Annotated in this window: 17 protein-coding genes; 10 read left to right on the plus strand and 7 right to left on the minus strand. The window is 66.3% G+C overall.

Annotation, left to right across the window (positions count from 1 at the left end; translation table 11 throughout):
* Positions 1-9 precede the first annotated feature (9 nt).
* Positions 10-891: a formylglycine-generating enzyme family protein gene (locus HH308_RS18135; protein WP_170195711.1), complete on the plus strand. Its 882-nt coding sequence runs from the start codon at positions 10-12 to the stop codon at positions 889-891.
* A gap of 18 nt (positions 892-909) precedes the next feature.
* On the opposite strand, the gene HH308_RS18140 is transcribed toward HH308_RS18135, so the two are convergent.
* Complete coding sequence (locus HH308_RS18140; protein ID WP_170195642.1) at positions 910-1,893, minus strand: metallophosphoesterase; 984 nt, start codon at positions 1,891-1,893, stop codon at positions 910-912.
* 29 nt (positions 1,894-1,922) lie between these two features.
* Positions 1,923-4,367, minus strand: a complete 2,445-nt coding sequence (locus tag HH308_RS18145; protein WP_376767233.1) for a penicillin-binding protein — start codon at positions 4,365-4,367, stop codon at positions 1,923-1,925.
* Positions 4,368-4,612: 245 nt separating this feature from the next.
* Between HH308_RS18145 and HH308_RS18150 the strand changes: the two genes are divergently transcribed.
* A complete protein-coding gene (locus tag HH308_RS18150) occupies positions 4,613-4,930 on the plus strand; it encodes a WhiB family transcriptional regulator (RefSeq protein WP_170195643.1) in 318 nt (105 codons plus the stop codon).
* 591 nt (positions 4,931-5,521) lie between these two features.
* Here the strand turns inward: HH308_RS18150 and bagB are convergent.
* Both bagB and bagA read right to left on the minus strand, forming a co-directional pair.
* Positions 5,522-6,622, minus strand: a complete 1,101-nt coding sequence (gene bagB / locus HH308_RS18155) for an ArsA family ATPase (protein WP_170195644.1) — start codon at positions 6,620-6,622, stop codon at positions 5,522-5,524.
* Complete coding sequence (bagA, locus tag HH308_RS18160) at positions 6,622-7,674, minus strand: ATPase BagA (protein ID WP_170195645.1); 1,053 nt, start codon at positions 7,672-7,674, stop codon at positions 6,622-6,624. Before bagA ends, bagB begins: the two co-directional genes overlap by 1 nt.
* A 44-nt stretch (positions 7,675-7,718) precedes the next feature.
* On the opposite strand from bagA, the gene sp36 reads away from it, so the two are divergent.
* Genes sp36 through HH308_RS18180 form a run of 4 tightly spaced genes read left to right on the plus strand, consistent with a single transcriptional unit; the run spans position 7,719 to position 9,796 of the window.
* Positions 7,719-7,901, plus strand: coding sequence for a Sp36 family protein (gene sp36, locus HH308_RS18165; RefSeq protein ID WP_211188588.1), 183 nt, complete (start codon positions 7,719-7,721; stop codon positions 7,899-7,901).
* A 5-nt stretch (positions 7,902-7,906) separates the two neighbouring features.
* Positions 7,907-8,377: a RidA family protein gene (locus HH308_RS18170; RefSeq protein WP_312870681.1), complete on the plus strand. Its 471-nt coding sequence runs from the start codon at positions 7,907-7,909 to the stop codon at positions 8,375-8,377.
* Positions 8,378-8,392: 15 nt separating this feature from the next.
* The gene (locus HH308_RS18175) at positions 8,393-8,629 is read left to right on the plus strand and encodes an NfeD C-terminal domain-containing protein (RefSeq protein ID WP_312870682.1); all 237 of its coding nucleotides are present in this window, start codon (positions 8,393-8,395) and stop codon (positions 8,627-8,629) included.
* Between the two features lie 48 nt (positions 8,630-8,677).
* Positions 8,678-9,796, plus strand: coding sequence for an SPFH domain-containing protein (locus HH308_RS18180; protein ID WP_170195646.1), 1,119 nt, complete (start codon positions 8,678-8,680; stop codon positions 9,794-9,796).
* On the opposite strand, the gene HH308_RS18185 is transcribed toward HH308_RS18180, so the two are convergent.
* Positions 9,745-10,680 carry a LysR family transcriptional regulator gene (locus HH308_RS18185; RefSeq protein WP_246284689.1) on the minus strand — a complete coding sequence of 312 codons (936 nt, stop codon included), beginning with the start codon at positions 10,678-10,680 and terminating at the stop codon, positions 9,745-9,747. The two genes, HH308_RS18180 and HH308_RS18185, sit on opposite strands and share 52 nt — an antisense overlap.
* A gap of 82 nt (positions 10,681-10,762) precedes the next feature.
* Between HH308_RS18185 and HH308_RS18190 the strand changes: the two genes are divergently transcribed.
* Positions 10,763-11,734, plus strand: a complete 972-nt coding sequence (locus HH308_RS18190; RefSeq protein WP_170195647.1) for a DMT family transporter — start codon at positions 10,763-10,765, stop codon at positions 11,732-11,734.
* Here the strand turns inward: HH308_RS18190 and HH308_RS18195 are convergent.
* A complete protein-coding gene (locus HH308_RS18195; protein WP_170195648.1) occupies positions 11,666-12,325 on the minus strand; it encodes a helix-turn-helix transcriptional regulator in 660 nt (219 codons plus the stop codon). The two genes, HH308_RS18190 and HH308_RS18195, sit on opposite strands and share 69 nt — an antisense overlap.
* Before the next feature lie 154 nt (positions 12,326-12,479).
* Between HH308_RS18195 and HH308_RS30240 the strand changes: the two genes are divergently transcribed.
* Genes HH308_RS30240 through HH308_RS18205 form a run of 3 tightly spaced genes read left to right on the plus strand, consistent with a single transcriptional unit; the run spans position 12,480 to position 13,724 of the window.
* Positions 12,480-12,611, plus strand: coding sequence for a hypothetical protein (locus tag HH308_RS30240; RefSeq protein ID WP_281362988.1), 132 nt, complete (start codon positions 12,480-12,482; stop codon positions 12,609-12,611).
* A 45-nt stretch (positions 12,612-12,656) separates the two neighbouring features.
* A complete protein-coding gene (locus HH308_RS18200) occupies positions 12,657-12,854 on the plus strand; it encodes a CsbD family protein (protein ID WP_170195649.1) in 198 nt (65 codons plus the stop codon).
* A 42-nt stretch (positions 12,855-12,896) separates the two neighbouring features.
* The gene (locus HH308_RS18205) at positions 12,897-13,724 is read left to right on the plus strand and encodes an MBL fold metallo-hydrolase (RefSeq protein ID WP_170195650.1); all 828 of its coding nucleotides are present in this window, start codon (positions 12,897-12,899) and stop codon (positions 13,722-13,724) included.
* A gap of 427 nt (positions 13,725-14,151) precedes the next feature.
* On the opposite strand, the gene HH308_RS18210 is transcribed toward HH308_RS18205, so the two are convergent.
* Complete coding sequence (locus tag HH308_RS18210) at positions 14,152-14,826, minus strand: Crp/Fnr family transcriptional regulator (protein ID WP_170195651.1); 675 nt, start codon at positions 14,824-14,826, stop codon at positions 14,152-14,154.
* Between the last annotated feature and the right edge of the window lie 86 nt (positions 14,827-14,912).

Below are 14,912 nucleotides of genomic sequence, written 5' to 3' on the forward strand. Positions count from 1 at the left end.
CGCACGGGAATGATCCGGCTCGACGGCGGTGAATTCACCATGGGCAGCAACGACTTCTACCGTGAGGAGATGCCGCCGCACCGTCGCGAAGTCGGTGCGTTCTGGATCGATCGACACCCGGTGACCGTCGCAGATTTCGGCAGGTTCGTCGCTGACACCGGTCACGTGACCGTCGCCGAACGTGCCCCGGATCCCAGCGACTACCCGGGGGTGGACCCGGCCGCTCTGGTCGCCGGCGGACTGGTCTTTGCGCAGCCGAAAACTCCAGTGCCACTGAATGATTGGCAGCAGTGGTGGGCATACCTGCCGGGCGCTCACTGGCGTCAGCCGTTCGGTGCGGATGCGAACCGCGTTGATCTGCAACGGCATCCGGTCACCCAGGTCGGTGTGCACGACGCCCAGGCCTACGCGGCGTGGGCGGGCAAAGAACTGCCCACCGAAGCCGAGTGGGAATACGCGGCGCGCGGCGGGCACGACGGACGGACATTCAGTTGGGGCGACGAGTTCGCCCCTGGCGGACAACGGATGGCGAACACGTGGATCGGCGCGTTCCCCACGGAATTCGTCCCGGAGCGACGTCAAACCGACCGCCCGGGCACCACCGCCGTCGGGCGCTATCCGCCCAACGACTACGGCCTGTACGACATGGCCGGAAACGTCTGGGAGTGGACCGCCGACGAATACACCGACGACCACTCGGCGGCGACGTCGTGCTGCGCGCCGGTGAGACCGCGCGCGGCGCGCAGCGGGTTGATTCGGAATGTGATCAAGGGCGGGTCATTCCTGTGCGCCCCCAACTACTGCCTGCGTTACCGCCCGGCGGCGCGTCAAGCGCAGGACAGCGACACCTCCACCTGCCACTTGGGGTTCCGCTGCGTCATCCGTGACTGACTCGGCCGGTCCCCGGGATCAGCTCATCTCCGACGCCAACTGCGGCAGCGACTGCTCGGCGTCGAAGTCGGCATCGCCATTGCTGACCGGAGTGAGCGTCAGCAGGGTGGCCTCCGGGCGGCAGCAGAATCGTGCGGGCGCATACGGCGACGTTCCGAGGCCCGCGCTGACGTGCAGCTTCATCGTCGAGCCCCAATTGGACACGCCCTTGACCCGGGACCGATCGATCTCGCAGTTGGTGACCAGCGCACCGTAGAACGGCAGGCAGAGCTGGCCGCCATGGGTGTGGCCGGCCATCACCAGGTCGTAGCCGTCGGCGGCGAACCTGTCCAGAATCCGGGGTTCCGGCGAGTGCGTGAGCCCGAGTCGTAGGTGTGCCAAGGGATTCGGCCGACCAGCGACGGTGTCGTAGCGATCGCGTTTGATGTGCGGATCGTCGACGCCGGCGGCGGCGATCCGCACTCCGTTGACCTCCAGCTCACGGATGGTGTGCGTGGCGTCGAGCCAGCCGCGTTCGGTGAACGCCGCGCGCAGATCCTGCCAGGGCAACGGGTCGCCGTGCACGCGCTTGTGGTCGGTCTTGAAGTACTTCAGCGGGTTCTTCGGTTTGGGAGCGAAATAGTCGTTCGACCCGAAGACGAACAATCCCGGCCGCGAGAGCAGGCCGCCGAGTGCCTGGATGACCGACGGCACAGCTGCCGGGTGGGAGAGGTTGTCGCCCGTGTTGACGACGAGGTCGGGCTCGAGTGCCTCGAGTTCGGACACCCACGCCTGCTTCAGATGCTGCCGCGGCAGCATGTGCAGATCCGACAGATGCAGTACCCGCAGCGGCGCAGCACCGGGCTCCAACACTGCAAGAGTGTTGTGCCGCAACGCAAATGCGTTGCGCTCGATCACCGTCGAATAGACCAGGCCGGCAGTTGCGAGCCCAGCGGCGCCCACTGTCACGCGGGCGCCGGTCGACGTGGAGGCGAGCAGTTTCCCAAAAGCATCCGAACGCATTGTTACAGGATACGCAGCGATCCTCGGTGCTACCCCGGGATCTGGATCACCACCGGCCCGACGCCGGGAACCTGCACGGTTGTCTGAGTGGGGCCGCTGCTGCCCGCGGCTCGACGCCCGTTGCTGACGTAGATCGTGATCGTCGAGCCGGGCATCGCCGAATCCGACGGCGCGGTGAACACGACGGTGCCCTGTGTCTGACCGCTGTCGACGTCGAGCTGGGTGACCTTGAAACCCGCCTCCTGCAGCCTCGACGTCGCCTGGCTCGCCGTCAGACCCGTCACCGCCGGGATGCGGCCGCTATCGCTGCCCGAGACGAATCGAGGGTCGTTCGGCGGCAGCGACGTGGGGCCGAACTTGTTGGCGACCGGCAGCATCGCGCCGTACCAGGTGCGGGCGGGCTCCATACCGCCATACAGGTTGCCGTCGTAGCACTGGCGCAGCGGTCCGCTGCAGATGCCGGACGGGTTGGGGCCGTCGTTGTAGGCGTAGGTGGCCGCGGCCAGGTTGTTGGTGAAACCGAGGAATGCCGCCGATCGGTGAGCCTCGGTGGTGCCGGTCTTCGCCGACACCGGAAGGCCCCAGCCGGTGGCCCCGGCCGCCGCAGCCGACGTGCCGCCGCCGCGGTCGTCGAAGCTCATCGCGTTGGCCAGCGTGTTGGCCAGCCCGGTCTCGACGACCTGTTCGCACTTGGGCGCGTTGAACGGCACGGTGGCCAGCGCGGGCCGATTGTCGGGTCCCATCACGGCATTGCCGTAGCGGTCGCGTTTGGGCTTGCTGATCGACGCGATCGGGTTGGGCGGGCACCACGTGCCGCCCGACGACAGCGTCGCGGCGACATTCGACAGCTCCAGCGCATTGATGGGCACCGGACCCAGGGTGAACGAACCGAGATTGCCGTCCTTCACGTACTGGGCGACGCTCTTGTCGCCGAAGCCCGACGTCCCGGGCGTGTTGTAGGACCGCATACCCAGCCGCACCGCCATGTCGACCGCCGACTTCACGCCGACCTGCTGCAGCAGTTTGACGAACGCGGTGTTGGGCGACTGTGCCAGCGCCTGGCTGATCGACATCATCGCCGGATACTTGCCGTCGTTCTTGACGCAGTAGTAATTCGCGGGGCATCCGTTGGCCCCGCCGCTGTTACCCATGCCGAGGACCGCGACGGTCGACGGCACCGGGATCGACGACGCCGACCCGAGCCCCTTCTCCATCGCCGCGGCCACGGTGAAGACCTTGAAGACCGAGCCCGCGCCGTCGCCGACCATCGAGAACGGCTGCGGTTGCATGGTCTGCCCGGCCTTGATGCTCAGACCGTAGTTGCGGCTCGATCCCATCGCGAGCACGTCATGCGACTGCTTGCCGGGCCGCACGACACTCATGACTTCCGCGACGCCGTCGGCCTGCGGAGAAGCATTGTTCTGCAGTGAGCGGACCGTCGAACGCTGTACCTCGGGATCGAGGGTGGTCCGGATGAGGTACCCGCCACGCAGCACCGAGTTGCGAGACAAACCGTTCTCCGCCAGGAACTGCAGCGCGTAGTCGCAGAAGAAGCCGTTGTTCTCCGCCGCGATGCAGCCCTGCTTGGGGATCTGCGGCGACGGCACCACGCCGAGCGGCGTCTGCTTGGCCGCGAGCAGCTCATCACGGCGAGCCGGGAAATTGTCGATCATGGTGTCGAGCACCGTGTTTCGACGAGTCAGCGTGGCCTGCGGGTTGGTGTAGGGGTTCAGCGCAGAACTCGACTGAACCATGCCGGCCAGCATCGCGGCCTGCTGGACCTTGAGGTCCTTGGCCGCGATGCCGAAATAGGTTTGAGCGGCGGCTTCGATGCCGTAAGCGTTGTTGCCGAACGGAACGACATTCAGATACCGCGTGACGATCTGCTTCTTGGCCTCCTGCTTGGCCGCGGCGTCGGACAGGCCGCGATCGCGCTTGGCCTGGTCGGTGAGCGTTTGCTCCAGCGTCAACGCCATCCGGACCTCGCGCAGCTTGCGGGCCGGTGTGGTCTCGATCGCCGCGTTCTTGTCCGCCTCGGTCCGGGCGAGGACGAGCAGCTGATAGTTCTTGATGTACTGCTGATCGAGCGTCGACGCACCCTGCTGCACCTCGCCCGACGAGGAGTTCTTCAGCGCCGCGCGGATCGTGCCCTTCCAGTCGACGCCGTCGTGTTCGAGGAAGCGACGGTCCTCGATCGAGATGATCGCGCGGACCATGTCCGGCGCGATGTCGTTGTAGCCGACCGGTAACCGGAACTGGTCGTAGAGCAGTGCAATCGGCTTACCCGCGGCATCGGTCATCGTCGTGACCTCGGGGACGGTGCCGTTCAGCAACTCCGACGACACGTTCTCCACCGCGCTGGCCGCGCGATTCGACGCGACCCCGAGCCCGCTGGCGACCGGAAACAGCAGGCCCGCGACCAGCACACCGGCCAACAGCGCGCATCCGGTGAGGGGGGCGAGCTTCTTCAGCAACAACGACACGTCCTACAGACTACGTGCCACCGCCAGCGAATCGGTCGAGCCCGGCGGTTCGACGCCGGGAAAACTGCGCTGGCCTGCACTGTTTGCAGAAGTTCGCACGCTCGTGCCACTTTCTTGGCGCCAGGGCTTGCAAAAAAGAGTGATCCATACCTAGATTGTCTGCAGAGTGTGACTCACATAACACTCGAAAAGCGTGATGTGAGTGTGTGGACAACTTAGAGACAGGGGTCTTAGGGATGACGCCAGCGACAGTGACGACCGGAGAAACAGAGGCTCGGCTTGCGTGGGTTTCCCAAGCCAAATGCAGGGGGGCGGACCCGGACCAACTGTTCGTCCGCGGAGCAGCCCAGCGCAAAGCCGCCACCATCTGCCGGCACTGCCCGGTTCAACTCGAATGCGGGGCCGACGCCCTCGACAACCGCGTCGAATTCGGAGTCTGGGGAGGAATGACCGAACGCCAACGTCGCGCACTGCTCCGCCAGCATCCCGAAGTCACCTCTTGGTCGTCATTCTTCGAAGCGCAGAAGCGCAGGACACGTCCGCACGCTGTTTAAGACCGGCTCGATGTGCTCGCAAGTCGGCGGGCGCGTGCTCTTCGCCACTTCTCCTCGTGCCAGAGTGCGACGCTCCGCCCGACGTTGATGCGAGTCCGTGAAACTGAAAACGCCGCTGAGGGTTCTCTCAGCGGCGTTTTCGGTTCCGGGGGTGGGTTGTTGGGTTGGGTTGGGTAGGTCGGGTCGCCGGCCCCTCGTTACACCGAAGCTCGCGAGCTCGCTGCGGCACTCGGGGAGCGGGGTGGGCTCGTTCCTCGCGGTCACTCAGCACAGCGGTTACACCGAAGCTCGCGAGCTCGCTTCGGCACTCGGGGAGCGGGGTGGGGCGGGTTGTTGGGTTGGGTAGGTCGGGTCGCCGGCCCCTCACTTCGTTACAACCGCTCGTTCCTCGCGGTCACTCAGCACGGCGGTTACACCGAAGCTCGTTCCTCGCTTCGGCACTCGGGGAGCGGGGTGGGGCTCGTTCCTCGCTTCGGCACTCGGGGAGCGGAGTGGGTGCCGGGCGCTCAACCAGCGGAGGGGCCCGCCGTCGGTGGATCCAGGCTCACAGAGCCGAGGCGGGCGGCAGCACTCGGGGAGTGAGGCCGCCCGTTATCCCCGGCTGGTGATCTGCTGCGCCACCGCGCGCAGGGCCTCCTGGTCGGCGACCTCGAAGGGCAGTGCGGGCACCCCGACTATCGGGACCGCCGGATGTGCCGCGGTGAACCGTTGCAGCACATGGAGTTCGCGCTTGCCTACGGCCGAGCGGTCCAGATGGATCTGCAGGGTTCCGCGGGTGAGATCGTCGGTGACCGTCTCCAACGCCGACGCCGCGGCGGCGTCGCTGATCGGTGTGAGCGAGGGGTGCGTGCGGTTGAGGATCAGCCCCGACAGCGGCATGTTCTCGCTGGAGAGTCGGTCGACGAAGAACGCGGCCTCGCGCAGGGCATCGGGTTCGGCCGCCGCGACGACGGTGAATTGCGTCCCCGGCTGTTTGAGCAGCGCATAGGTCTTCGCCGCGCGATCGGAGAATCCGCCGAACATCGAGTCCAGCGACTGGACGAACATCGCGACGTCGCGCAGTGTGTCGCCGCCGATGATCGTCGAGATGCCGCGCATCGCGATACTCATCGCACCGGTGAGCACCCGGCCTACCCCGCGTCCGCCGCCGACCAGCATCTTCATCAGACGCCCGGACAGGAAGGAGCCGAGACGCGCGGGGGCGTCGAGGAAGTCCAACGCGTTGCGCGACGGCGGGGTGTCGACGACGATGAGATCCCAGCGGTTCTCTTCGAGCAGTTTGCCGAGCTTCTCCATCGCCATGTACTCCTGCGTGCCGGAGAACGACGACGCCACGGTCTGATAGAAGCTGTTCTCCATGATGACGGCGGCACGCTCGGGCGTGGAGTATTCGAGGACCATGTCGTCGAAGGTGCGGCGCATGTCGAGCATCATCGCGTCGAGGCTGCCCGCACCGTCGCCGTCGAGCTTCACCGGCTGCGGTTCGTTGGTCAGCGACGACATGCCCAGCGACTGGGCGAGTCGGCGTGCGGGGTCGATGGTCAGCACGGCGACCTTGCGGCCGCGTTCGGCGGCGTAGAGCGCCATCGCGGCGGCCGTCGTCGTCTTACCGACGCCGCCCGCGCCGCAGCAGATCACCACGCGGGTCTCCGGCGACATGAGGATCGACGCCATTTTCAGCTCGAGGGGCATCACACACCAGCCTTCCGCAACGTCGTTGCGAGTTCGTAGATGGAACCCAGGTCGCCTTCTTCGAGGTTCGGCAGCTCCAGGGTCGGCACCTCGACCTCGTCGAGCTGCGCCCGCGCGACCTGTTGGGCCTGCAGCCGCGTCGCATGCTCGATGGTCTCGGTGAGCAGTCCGGCCAGATCGGCGTCGGACAAGCTCAGCCCGGCCGCTGCCAGGTTCTCCTTGATACGCACGGCGTCGATGGTGCCCGCGGCGATGTCGTCGACGTCCGCGGCGGGCAGATGCGTCGGCGCGACCCGGTTGATGATCAGCGATCCCAGGCGCAGCTCCTTGCCGCGCAGCTCGGCGACCGCCTCGACGGTTTCCTGGATCGGCATCGCTTCGAGCAGCGTGACGAGGTGTACGACGGTGTCCTCCGAATGCAGCAGCCGCACCACGCCGTCGCTCTGATTGCGGATCGGGCCGGTCTTGGTGAGCTCGGCCATCGCCGCGGTGACGTCGAGGAAGTTGCCGATGCGCCCGGTCGGCGGAGAATCGACCACCACGGCGTCGTAGATCAGTCTGCCCGGCTTGCGGGAGGTGCCGTCGGTGGCGATGATGCGTTCTTTGATCTTGCCGGTGATGATCACGTCGCGCAGCCCCGGAGCGACCGTCGTGACGAAGTCGATGGCGCCGATCTTGCGCATCGCCCGGCCGGCGAAGCCGAGGTTGTAGAACATGTCGAGGTATTCCAGCAGGGCGAACTCGATGTCGATCGCCAGTGCCCACACCTCACCGCCGCCCTCGGCGGTGGCGACCTTCTGGTCGATCGGCGGGAGCGGAGCGGTGTCGAAGAGTTGTGCGATGCCCTGGCGCCCCTCACATTCGACGAGCAACACCTTCTTACCCGACGACGCGAGCGCCAGCGCGATCGCCGCGGCGACGGTCGTCTTGCCGGTGCCGCCCTTGCCCGATACGAAGTGCAGCTTTGCGCGTGCAGCCGCCGGCGGCCAGGCATTTTGCTGTGTTGTCGTTTGCTCGGCGGACTTTGCGCCTGCAGCATCATCGTTGACCACGGGTCAACCCTATATATAGGGGCCGTACCGATACGCTGGAGTCCATGACAACACCATCAGCGATTCCTCACGTAAGCGCGTGGGAGTACGCGACCGTTCCCCTGCTCACCCACGCCACAAAGCAGATCCTCGACACCTGGGGAGCCGACGGTTGGGAGCTCGTCAGCGTGCTTCCCGGGCCGACCGGCGAACAGCATGTCGCCTACCTCAAGCGTCCGAAAGGCTGATCGCGGTGGGGCAGTGGTCGCAGCGTCTCGCTGAACTGGGTATCGAATTGCCCGCCGTGGTTCCGCCGCTGGCGAGTTATGTTCCCGCGGTGCAAACCGGAAATCTCGTCTACACCGCCGGGCAGCTGCCGATGCGCGACGGCGAGCTGATCGCGCACGGAAAAGTCGCCGACGGCGCCGAAGGCGTCGTGAAGCCGCCGAAAGCCGCCGAGGCGGCCCGGCAGTGCGCGCTCAACGCATTGGCCGCGGTCGACTCGCTGGTCGGCATCGATTCGATCGTGCGCGTGGTGAAAGTAGTCGGCTTCGTGGCGTCGGCGCAGGGATTCTCCGGTCAGCCCGGCGTGATCAACGGGGCGTCGGACGTGATCGGCGAGATCTTCGGCGATGCGGGCAAGCATGCCCGCTCGGCGGTCGGGGTCAACGAATTGCCCCTCGGCGCGCCGGTCGAGGTTGAGCTCATCGTGGAGGTTGGGTAGCGCAACGACGTTGCGGTGCAAGAAGATTGGGGTCAGGCGGTGACGTCGTTGATCGGTGCGACCGGGGATGTCACCGTCTCGATCGGCGGGGGTGAGCAGATCGGCGAGGTGGAATTGCTGATCGCGGGCGGCAGTGAGCGGTTTCTCGCGCGGTGCCCGTATCCGTTGGCCGAGGGAGAGTCGGTGCTCGTCGTCGGGGTACGGCCGGGGCGGGTCGTCGACGTCGAGCGGTGGAGTGTCCCGGGCTGGTGACCAGCCCGCAGCAGGTGTCCGTTTTTCGTTGCAAGCGAAGGAGTTTCGATGTTCGGTTATCACGTTCCCGAACCCGATGAGGCGATGATCATCTCGGGCAAGAAGGCGGCGGTCGACGGTGCGCCGTTCGTCGTCATCGTCGGACACGGCAAGTGGGTGATGCCGGTTCTGCGTAAGGTGCGCTATCTGTCGATGGCGCTGCACGAGGCCCAGATTCGGGAGGTCTGCGTCACTACGCAGGGTATTCAGCTCAATGTGCGTGCGGTGATCGCGCACAAGGTCGGCGGCGACATCGCCTCCATCGTCAACGCCGGTCAACGATTCATCTCAGAGCAGGAGGCGGAGATGAATCAGCTTACCGGGCAGGTCTTTTCGGGTCATCTGCGATCGATCGTCGGGTCGATGACGGTGGAGCAGATCATCCGTGAGCGCGATACGCTGGCTCGCCAGGTGGTCGAGGCGTCGAAGCGGGAGATGGGATCGATCGGACTCGTCGTCGACTCGTTCCAGATTCAGTCGATCGACGACATGGAGTCTGGATACATCAACGCCCTTGCGGCGCCCAACATTGCGAAGGTGCAGCGGGAGGCCGCCGTCGCCCGCGCCGAAGCCGACCAGCAAGCGGCTAAGGCTCAGCAGGAGTCGCTGCGCAACCAGGCCGACTACGAGCGCGAGACCGCCATCAAACGCGCGGGCATCAAGGCCGAGACCGACAAGGCGAATGCCGAAGCGGCGCAGGCGGGTCCGCTCGCCGAGGCGCGGGTGAACCAGGAGATCGCGCGCGAGCAGTCGCGGCTGGCCGAGGCGCAGGCCGAACTGCGTGAGCAGCAACTGCTTTCCGAGGTCATCAAGCCGGCCGAGGCGGAGGCGCGGCGTCGGGAGATCACCGCGACGGCCGAGGCCAAGGCCGTCGAAATCCAGTCGGCCGCAATGGCTCAGAACAATCGGATCGCTCTCGATCAGCAGTTGATCGAGCAGTTGCCGCGGTTGGTCGGCGAAGCGGCGAAGGGGCTCGGGTCGTCGAACCTCACCGTGTTCAACGGCGCGGAGGGCGTCAACGAGATCCTCACCGGCATCGTCACGCAGGGCGTGCAGATGTTGCGGTCGGTCCAGAATCAGGTCAATCGGGTCGACGGCGACGTGGTGGACCCGGGGCCGCGGGGCTGACCGGCGAGCTCCGACAGTAGTTCTCCCGTGCGGGTGATCGCCGGATCGTTCGCACGAGAGTCCTTGACGTACAAGAAGATCGAGCGCTGCGGCGTCGGATTGGCCAGCGGTACCGCGACGGTGCCGGCCGGAAGGTCGGCGGCGCCGAGCCGCGGGATCACCGTCAGCCCGACGTCGCGTGCGACGAATCGCAGCGCCGCCGGGTAGTCGCTCGTCTCGACGATGAACGTCGGCGTGAATCCTGCTGCGGCGCAAGCGTTCAGCATATTCTGTCGGCAGGGGCCCTCGTACGTGTCGCTGTCGATCCAGCGGTGCGCGGCGAGCTCGACCATGTCGATCGATAGCCGCCCGGCCAGTTCGTGATTGGTGTTCAACACCGCGACGTACGGCTCGGTCAGCAGTTCGTGGATGCAGTAGCCGGCGACCGTCGCGGGGCGGTCGAGCCCGACGACGATGGCGACGTCGGGGCGGGTGTCGCGCACGGCGTCGATGTCCTCTTCGATCCGCACCATCACCCGGGTGGCCGGAAACTCGGTGGTAAGAGCGGCCACGACGTCGGGCATCCAGGCCGTCACGGCCGACGAGAATCCGCTGAGCACGACGCGGTCGGTGGTGCCTGCGCGCAGATCCTCCACGGTGGCGGTCAATTCGTCCACCTGCTGCATGAGTTTGGTGGCGGCGTCGGCGAGCACCCGCCCAGCCGGAGTGGGCACGATTCCGCGGCCGGACTTCTCCACCAGCGACAGCCCCGTCTCCCGCTGTAGGGCGCTGACATGCTGCGATACGGCCGACGACGTGTAACCGAGGGTCGACGCCGCGCCACTCACCGACCCGGTCGCCACGACGGACCGGAAGATCATCAGGCGATGGGTGTCGATCATCATGCCTCCAACTGTTCAGTAGAACTGAATAATAGATCAGAAATAGTCGCTTGTGCTGATCTGTCGTTGGTTGGACAGTGGTGGCATGACTACTTCTTCCCGGTTGCCCGCGTCCCGGTTGCCTGCCGTCGCACTGGTCGCGGTCATGCTCATGTGGTCGTCGTCGTTCGTGGTGATCCGGTCGGTCGGCGAGCATGTGTCGCCTGCGGCGATGGCGGAGGGGCGGCTGGTGGCGGCGAGCATCGTCCTGATCGGCTGGTGGACGTGGCGGTTCCGCGGTCGGCTGCTCGCGACGGTTCCACGGGGCACGACGCTCGCGCTCGTCATCGCTTACGGTGCGCTGTGGTTCGCGCTGTACACCGTGCTGGTCAACGCGGCCGAACAGCACCTCGACGCCGGGACCACCGCGCTGCTGGTCAACATCGCGCCGATCGTCGTCGCGGTGCTCGCGGGAGTCGTTCTGCGCGAAGGGTTTCCGCCGCTGCTGATGGTCGGTATCGCGGTGAGTTTCGCAGGCGCCGCGGTCATCGCGCTGTCTGGTCCGGGGCGTCACGATCGCATCGGGATCGCACTGGCCATCGCGGCCGCGCTGATGTACGGCATCAGCGTCGTCGCGCAGAAGGTGGTTCTACGGCAGACTGACCCGCTGACGGCGACCGCCCTGGGGTGTTTTGTCGGCGCGCTCGTGCTCGCGCCGTACGTGCCCCGGCTCATCGTCGAACTGTCGGCTTCCCCGGCGTCGAGCACCGTCGGCGTGGTGTACCTGGGGCTCGCTCCCACGGCGGCAGGTTTCCTGCTGTGGGCGTACGCGCTCGCGCATATGCCCGCGAGTCTGACGATCTCGTCGAGCTACGCCGTCCCGGCGCTGTCGATCGCGCAGTCGTGGGTGTTCCTGGGCGAAGTGCCCAGCGCCGCAGGGCTGATCGGCGGCGTCCTGTGCCTCGCCGGGGTGGCGATCGCGCGGATCACGCCGCGGCGTCGAGCGTCGTCAGCCGACGGTCGGGTCGTCGATGCCGTCGCGGGAGATCCGGATACGGTCGGGCAGAAAGCCATGTGAGGCGCCCCAGGCAACGGCCTGGGCACGGGTGGTGACCCCGATCCGGCGGTAGCAACTGCGGATGTAGGTCTTGACCGAGTTGATCGATACTCCGGCCCGGTCGGCGACCTCCACATTGCTGAGGCCCTGCGTGATGAGGGCGAGAACTTCCGACTCGCGTTGAGTGAGCCCCTCCTCGCGTCCCGGCCAGTCACCTGAGACGACTTTGGCGTGGGTGTCGTCGAGGTGCGTCGTCGAGTCACCGCGATGTACCGACAAGAGTGCGCTCACCAGGGCCGATGCCGGAAGTCCCTTCGCGACATAACCGTGCGCGCCGTTCGCGATCGCCGCGTTGATCATGTCCGGCTCGACGTTCCACGAATAGACGACGACTTTGTCGATGAGGGGATTGGCGGCCAGCCATCGGACTTCGTCTTTGTCGCCCTGCGGGTTGGCGAACGAATCGTACAGAGCGATGTCGACGCGTTTGCCCACCAATGTGTTCGCGTTGAGTTCGACGATCTCGATCTCTTCGTGATACGACCGCAGCATCGACGCCAGACCCTGCACTACGACTTCATAATCGTCGACCAGAGCGACGCGGATGCCCATATAAAGATTCTAAGCCGACGGTGCCACACCCCTGCGGGTGAAGACCCACCGATGCCGAGCGGCTTACCGTATCAGTGGGCGTTGCGGTGAAAGATCCTGTGGCCCAGCGCCTATCGCGCGGCGGCACCGCGCCGGCGGACTGACGGGAGCGGCGGTGACACTGTCATTGAGTGTCGTCGGGTGGATCGCGATCGGCGACGGACGGCTGTTCAGCTTCCCGACGTGTCTGGCCGGTGCTTGCGTTCTGATCTTTCCGGTGGGTTCCCTCACCGGATGCAGAAGGTGAACACGTCTGTGCGGCAATCGAATCCGAGCATACGAGGAGAGCATCATGGGAATCGGCGACAAAGTGGGCAACAAGGCGGAGGAACTGAAGTGCCGCGCGAAGGAGGCGACCGGGTCGGCTGTCGGCGACGACGACCTGCGCAACGAGGGTAAGGCCGATCAGGCGTCGTCGGCGGTGAAGAAGACCGCCGAGACGATCAAGGACAAGGCGAACGAGGTGGTGGACAAGGTCACCGGCGACTGATCCCGCACTGAACAGCGTCGTCGGCGTGAGTAGGCTCTCACCATGGAGAGCCCCGCCGGCGACGCTGCGCCGTTAGTCCATCCCGCCTACGAGACACCGCGCGAAGTGACACCGTTCGCGTCGGTCCTGCTGTGTCGCAATCCCGGCGTGATGGAACTCGACGGCACCAACACGTGGATCCTGCGCGCGCCGGGCCACCGGGACTGCATCGTCGTCGATCCCGGTCCGCCCAAACATCGCAGCCATGTGGAGAACGTCGTGGCGCAAGGCAACGTGGTCCTGACGCTGATCACCCATCGCCATTTCGACCACACCGGCGCCATCAAGCGGATCCGCAAACTGACCGGCGCCCCGGTGCGCGCCCGGCTCGACGAACACTGCCGTGGGGCGGCGCCGCTGGCCGACCGCGAGGTCATCGAGGCGGCCGGGCTGAAGGTCACCGTTCTGTTCACACCGGGGCATTCCGGTGACTCGGTGAGCTTTCTCGTCGAGCACGACGGCCGACGCGCGATGCTGACCGGCGACACCATTCTGGGAAGCGGCACAACGGTTTTGGATCCGCGCGACGGCGGGCTGCGGGACTATCTGAACTCACTCAACCGGCTCATCGTCGAAGGCGAGGGGTGCACTCTGCTGCCCGGCCACGGCCCCGACCATCCCGAGCTGATTCCGGTGGCGCGGTATTACAAGGCGCACCGCGAGGAACGGATCGATCAGATTCGCGCCGCCCTCACCGAATTGGGGGTCAGCGCCGGAAAGGCCAAGCCGATGAAGATCGTCCGCAAGGTGTACGCCGACGTCGACAAGAAGGTCTGGCCCGCCGCACGGATGTCGGTCAAGGCGCAACTGGAGTACCTGCGTAGCGAGTAACGGGCGTCGGGGTCGGGGTTCAGCGCGGTTCGGGTCGGGTTGCGTTGTGCGGGAGGGGCGGCTTGGTGCTGGGGTGTGGTGGTTGCGTTGCGTCGTCGGCTTGCGACGCCTCGATACACCGAAGCTCGCGAGCTCGCTTCGGCACTCGGCGAGCGGAGGGGGAGGGGCGAGCGGGGGGAGTGGCGAGTAGAGGGGGCGCGGCGAGCGGGGGGCCGGTGGCGCGCGGCGAATGTTCGGCGAGCGGAGGGGTTGCGGCGAGCGGGGACGGCTTGCGGCGGGGGCGCGGCCGCCGGTCGGCGAGCGGAGGGATTGCGGGGCGGTTCGGGCGGGTTGCGTTGTTGTCCGGGAGGGTTTGGCGTTGTGTCGGGGCGGATCGCGAAGAACTCAGGCCCCGACGTCGGTGACGTCGGGGCCTGAGTGTTGGGAACTAGCGGGCGCGGCGCGCCAGACGCTCGGAATCGGCGATGAGGACGCTCTTGCCCTCCAGCCGGATCCAGCCGCGCTGAGCGAAGTCGGCGAGGGCCTTGTTCACGGTCTCCCGGGAAGCGCCGACGAGCTGGGCGATTTCTTCCTGGGTGAGGTCGTGGGTGACGCGTAGCGCACCAGCCTCCTGGGTGCCGAAGCGCTGAGCGAGTTGCAGCAGCTGCTTGGCGACACGGCCGGGGACGTCGGTGAAGATCAGGTCGGCGAGGTTGTTGTTGGTGCGGCGCAGGCGGCGAGCCAGCACGCGCAGCAACTGCTCGGCGATCTCCGGGCGCTCCTTGATCCACTCCTTGAGCGCATCGCGGTCCATCGAGACGGTCTGCACCTCGGTGACCGTCGTCGCCGACGATGTGCGCGGACCCGGGTCGAAGATGGACAGTTCACCGAACATGTCCGACGGTCCCATGATCGTCAGCAGGTTCTCGCGGCCGTCGGGCGAGCGTCGACCGACCTTCACCTTGCCGGAAAGAATGATGTACAGCCGGTCACCGGGCTCGCCTTCGTGGAAGATCACGTGGCCGCGGGGGAAATCTACCGGCGTGAGTTGCTTGGTAAGCGCTGCAACCGCTGTGGTTTCGACACCTTGAAAAATGCCGGCCCGCGCTAGTACTTCCTCCACCTGGAACCTTTCTGAGTTTGGCGCACTCGTCCGGCCTGAAATGGTCGGCGAGCTCAACACCGTGCAAGGGTACTCTCGTCCAAGCA

It is taken from the genome of Gordonia asplenii, assembly GCF_012933505.1.
In the GTDB taxonomy this organism is placed as follows: domain Bacteria; phylum Actinomycetota; class Actinomycetes; order Mycobacteriales; family Mycobacteriaceae; genus Gordonia; species Gordonia asplenii.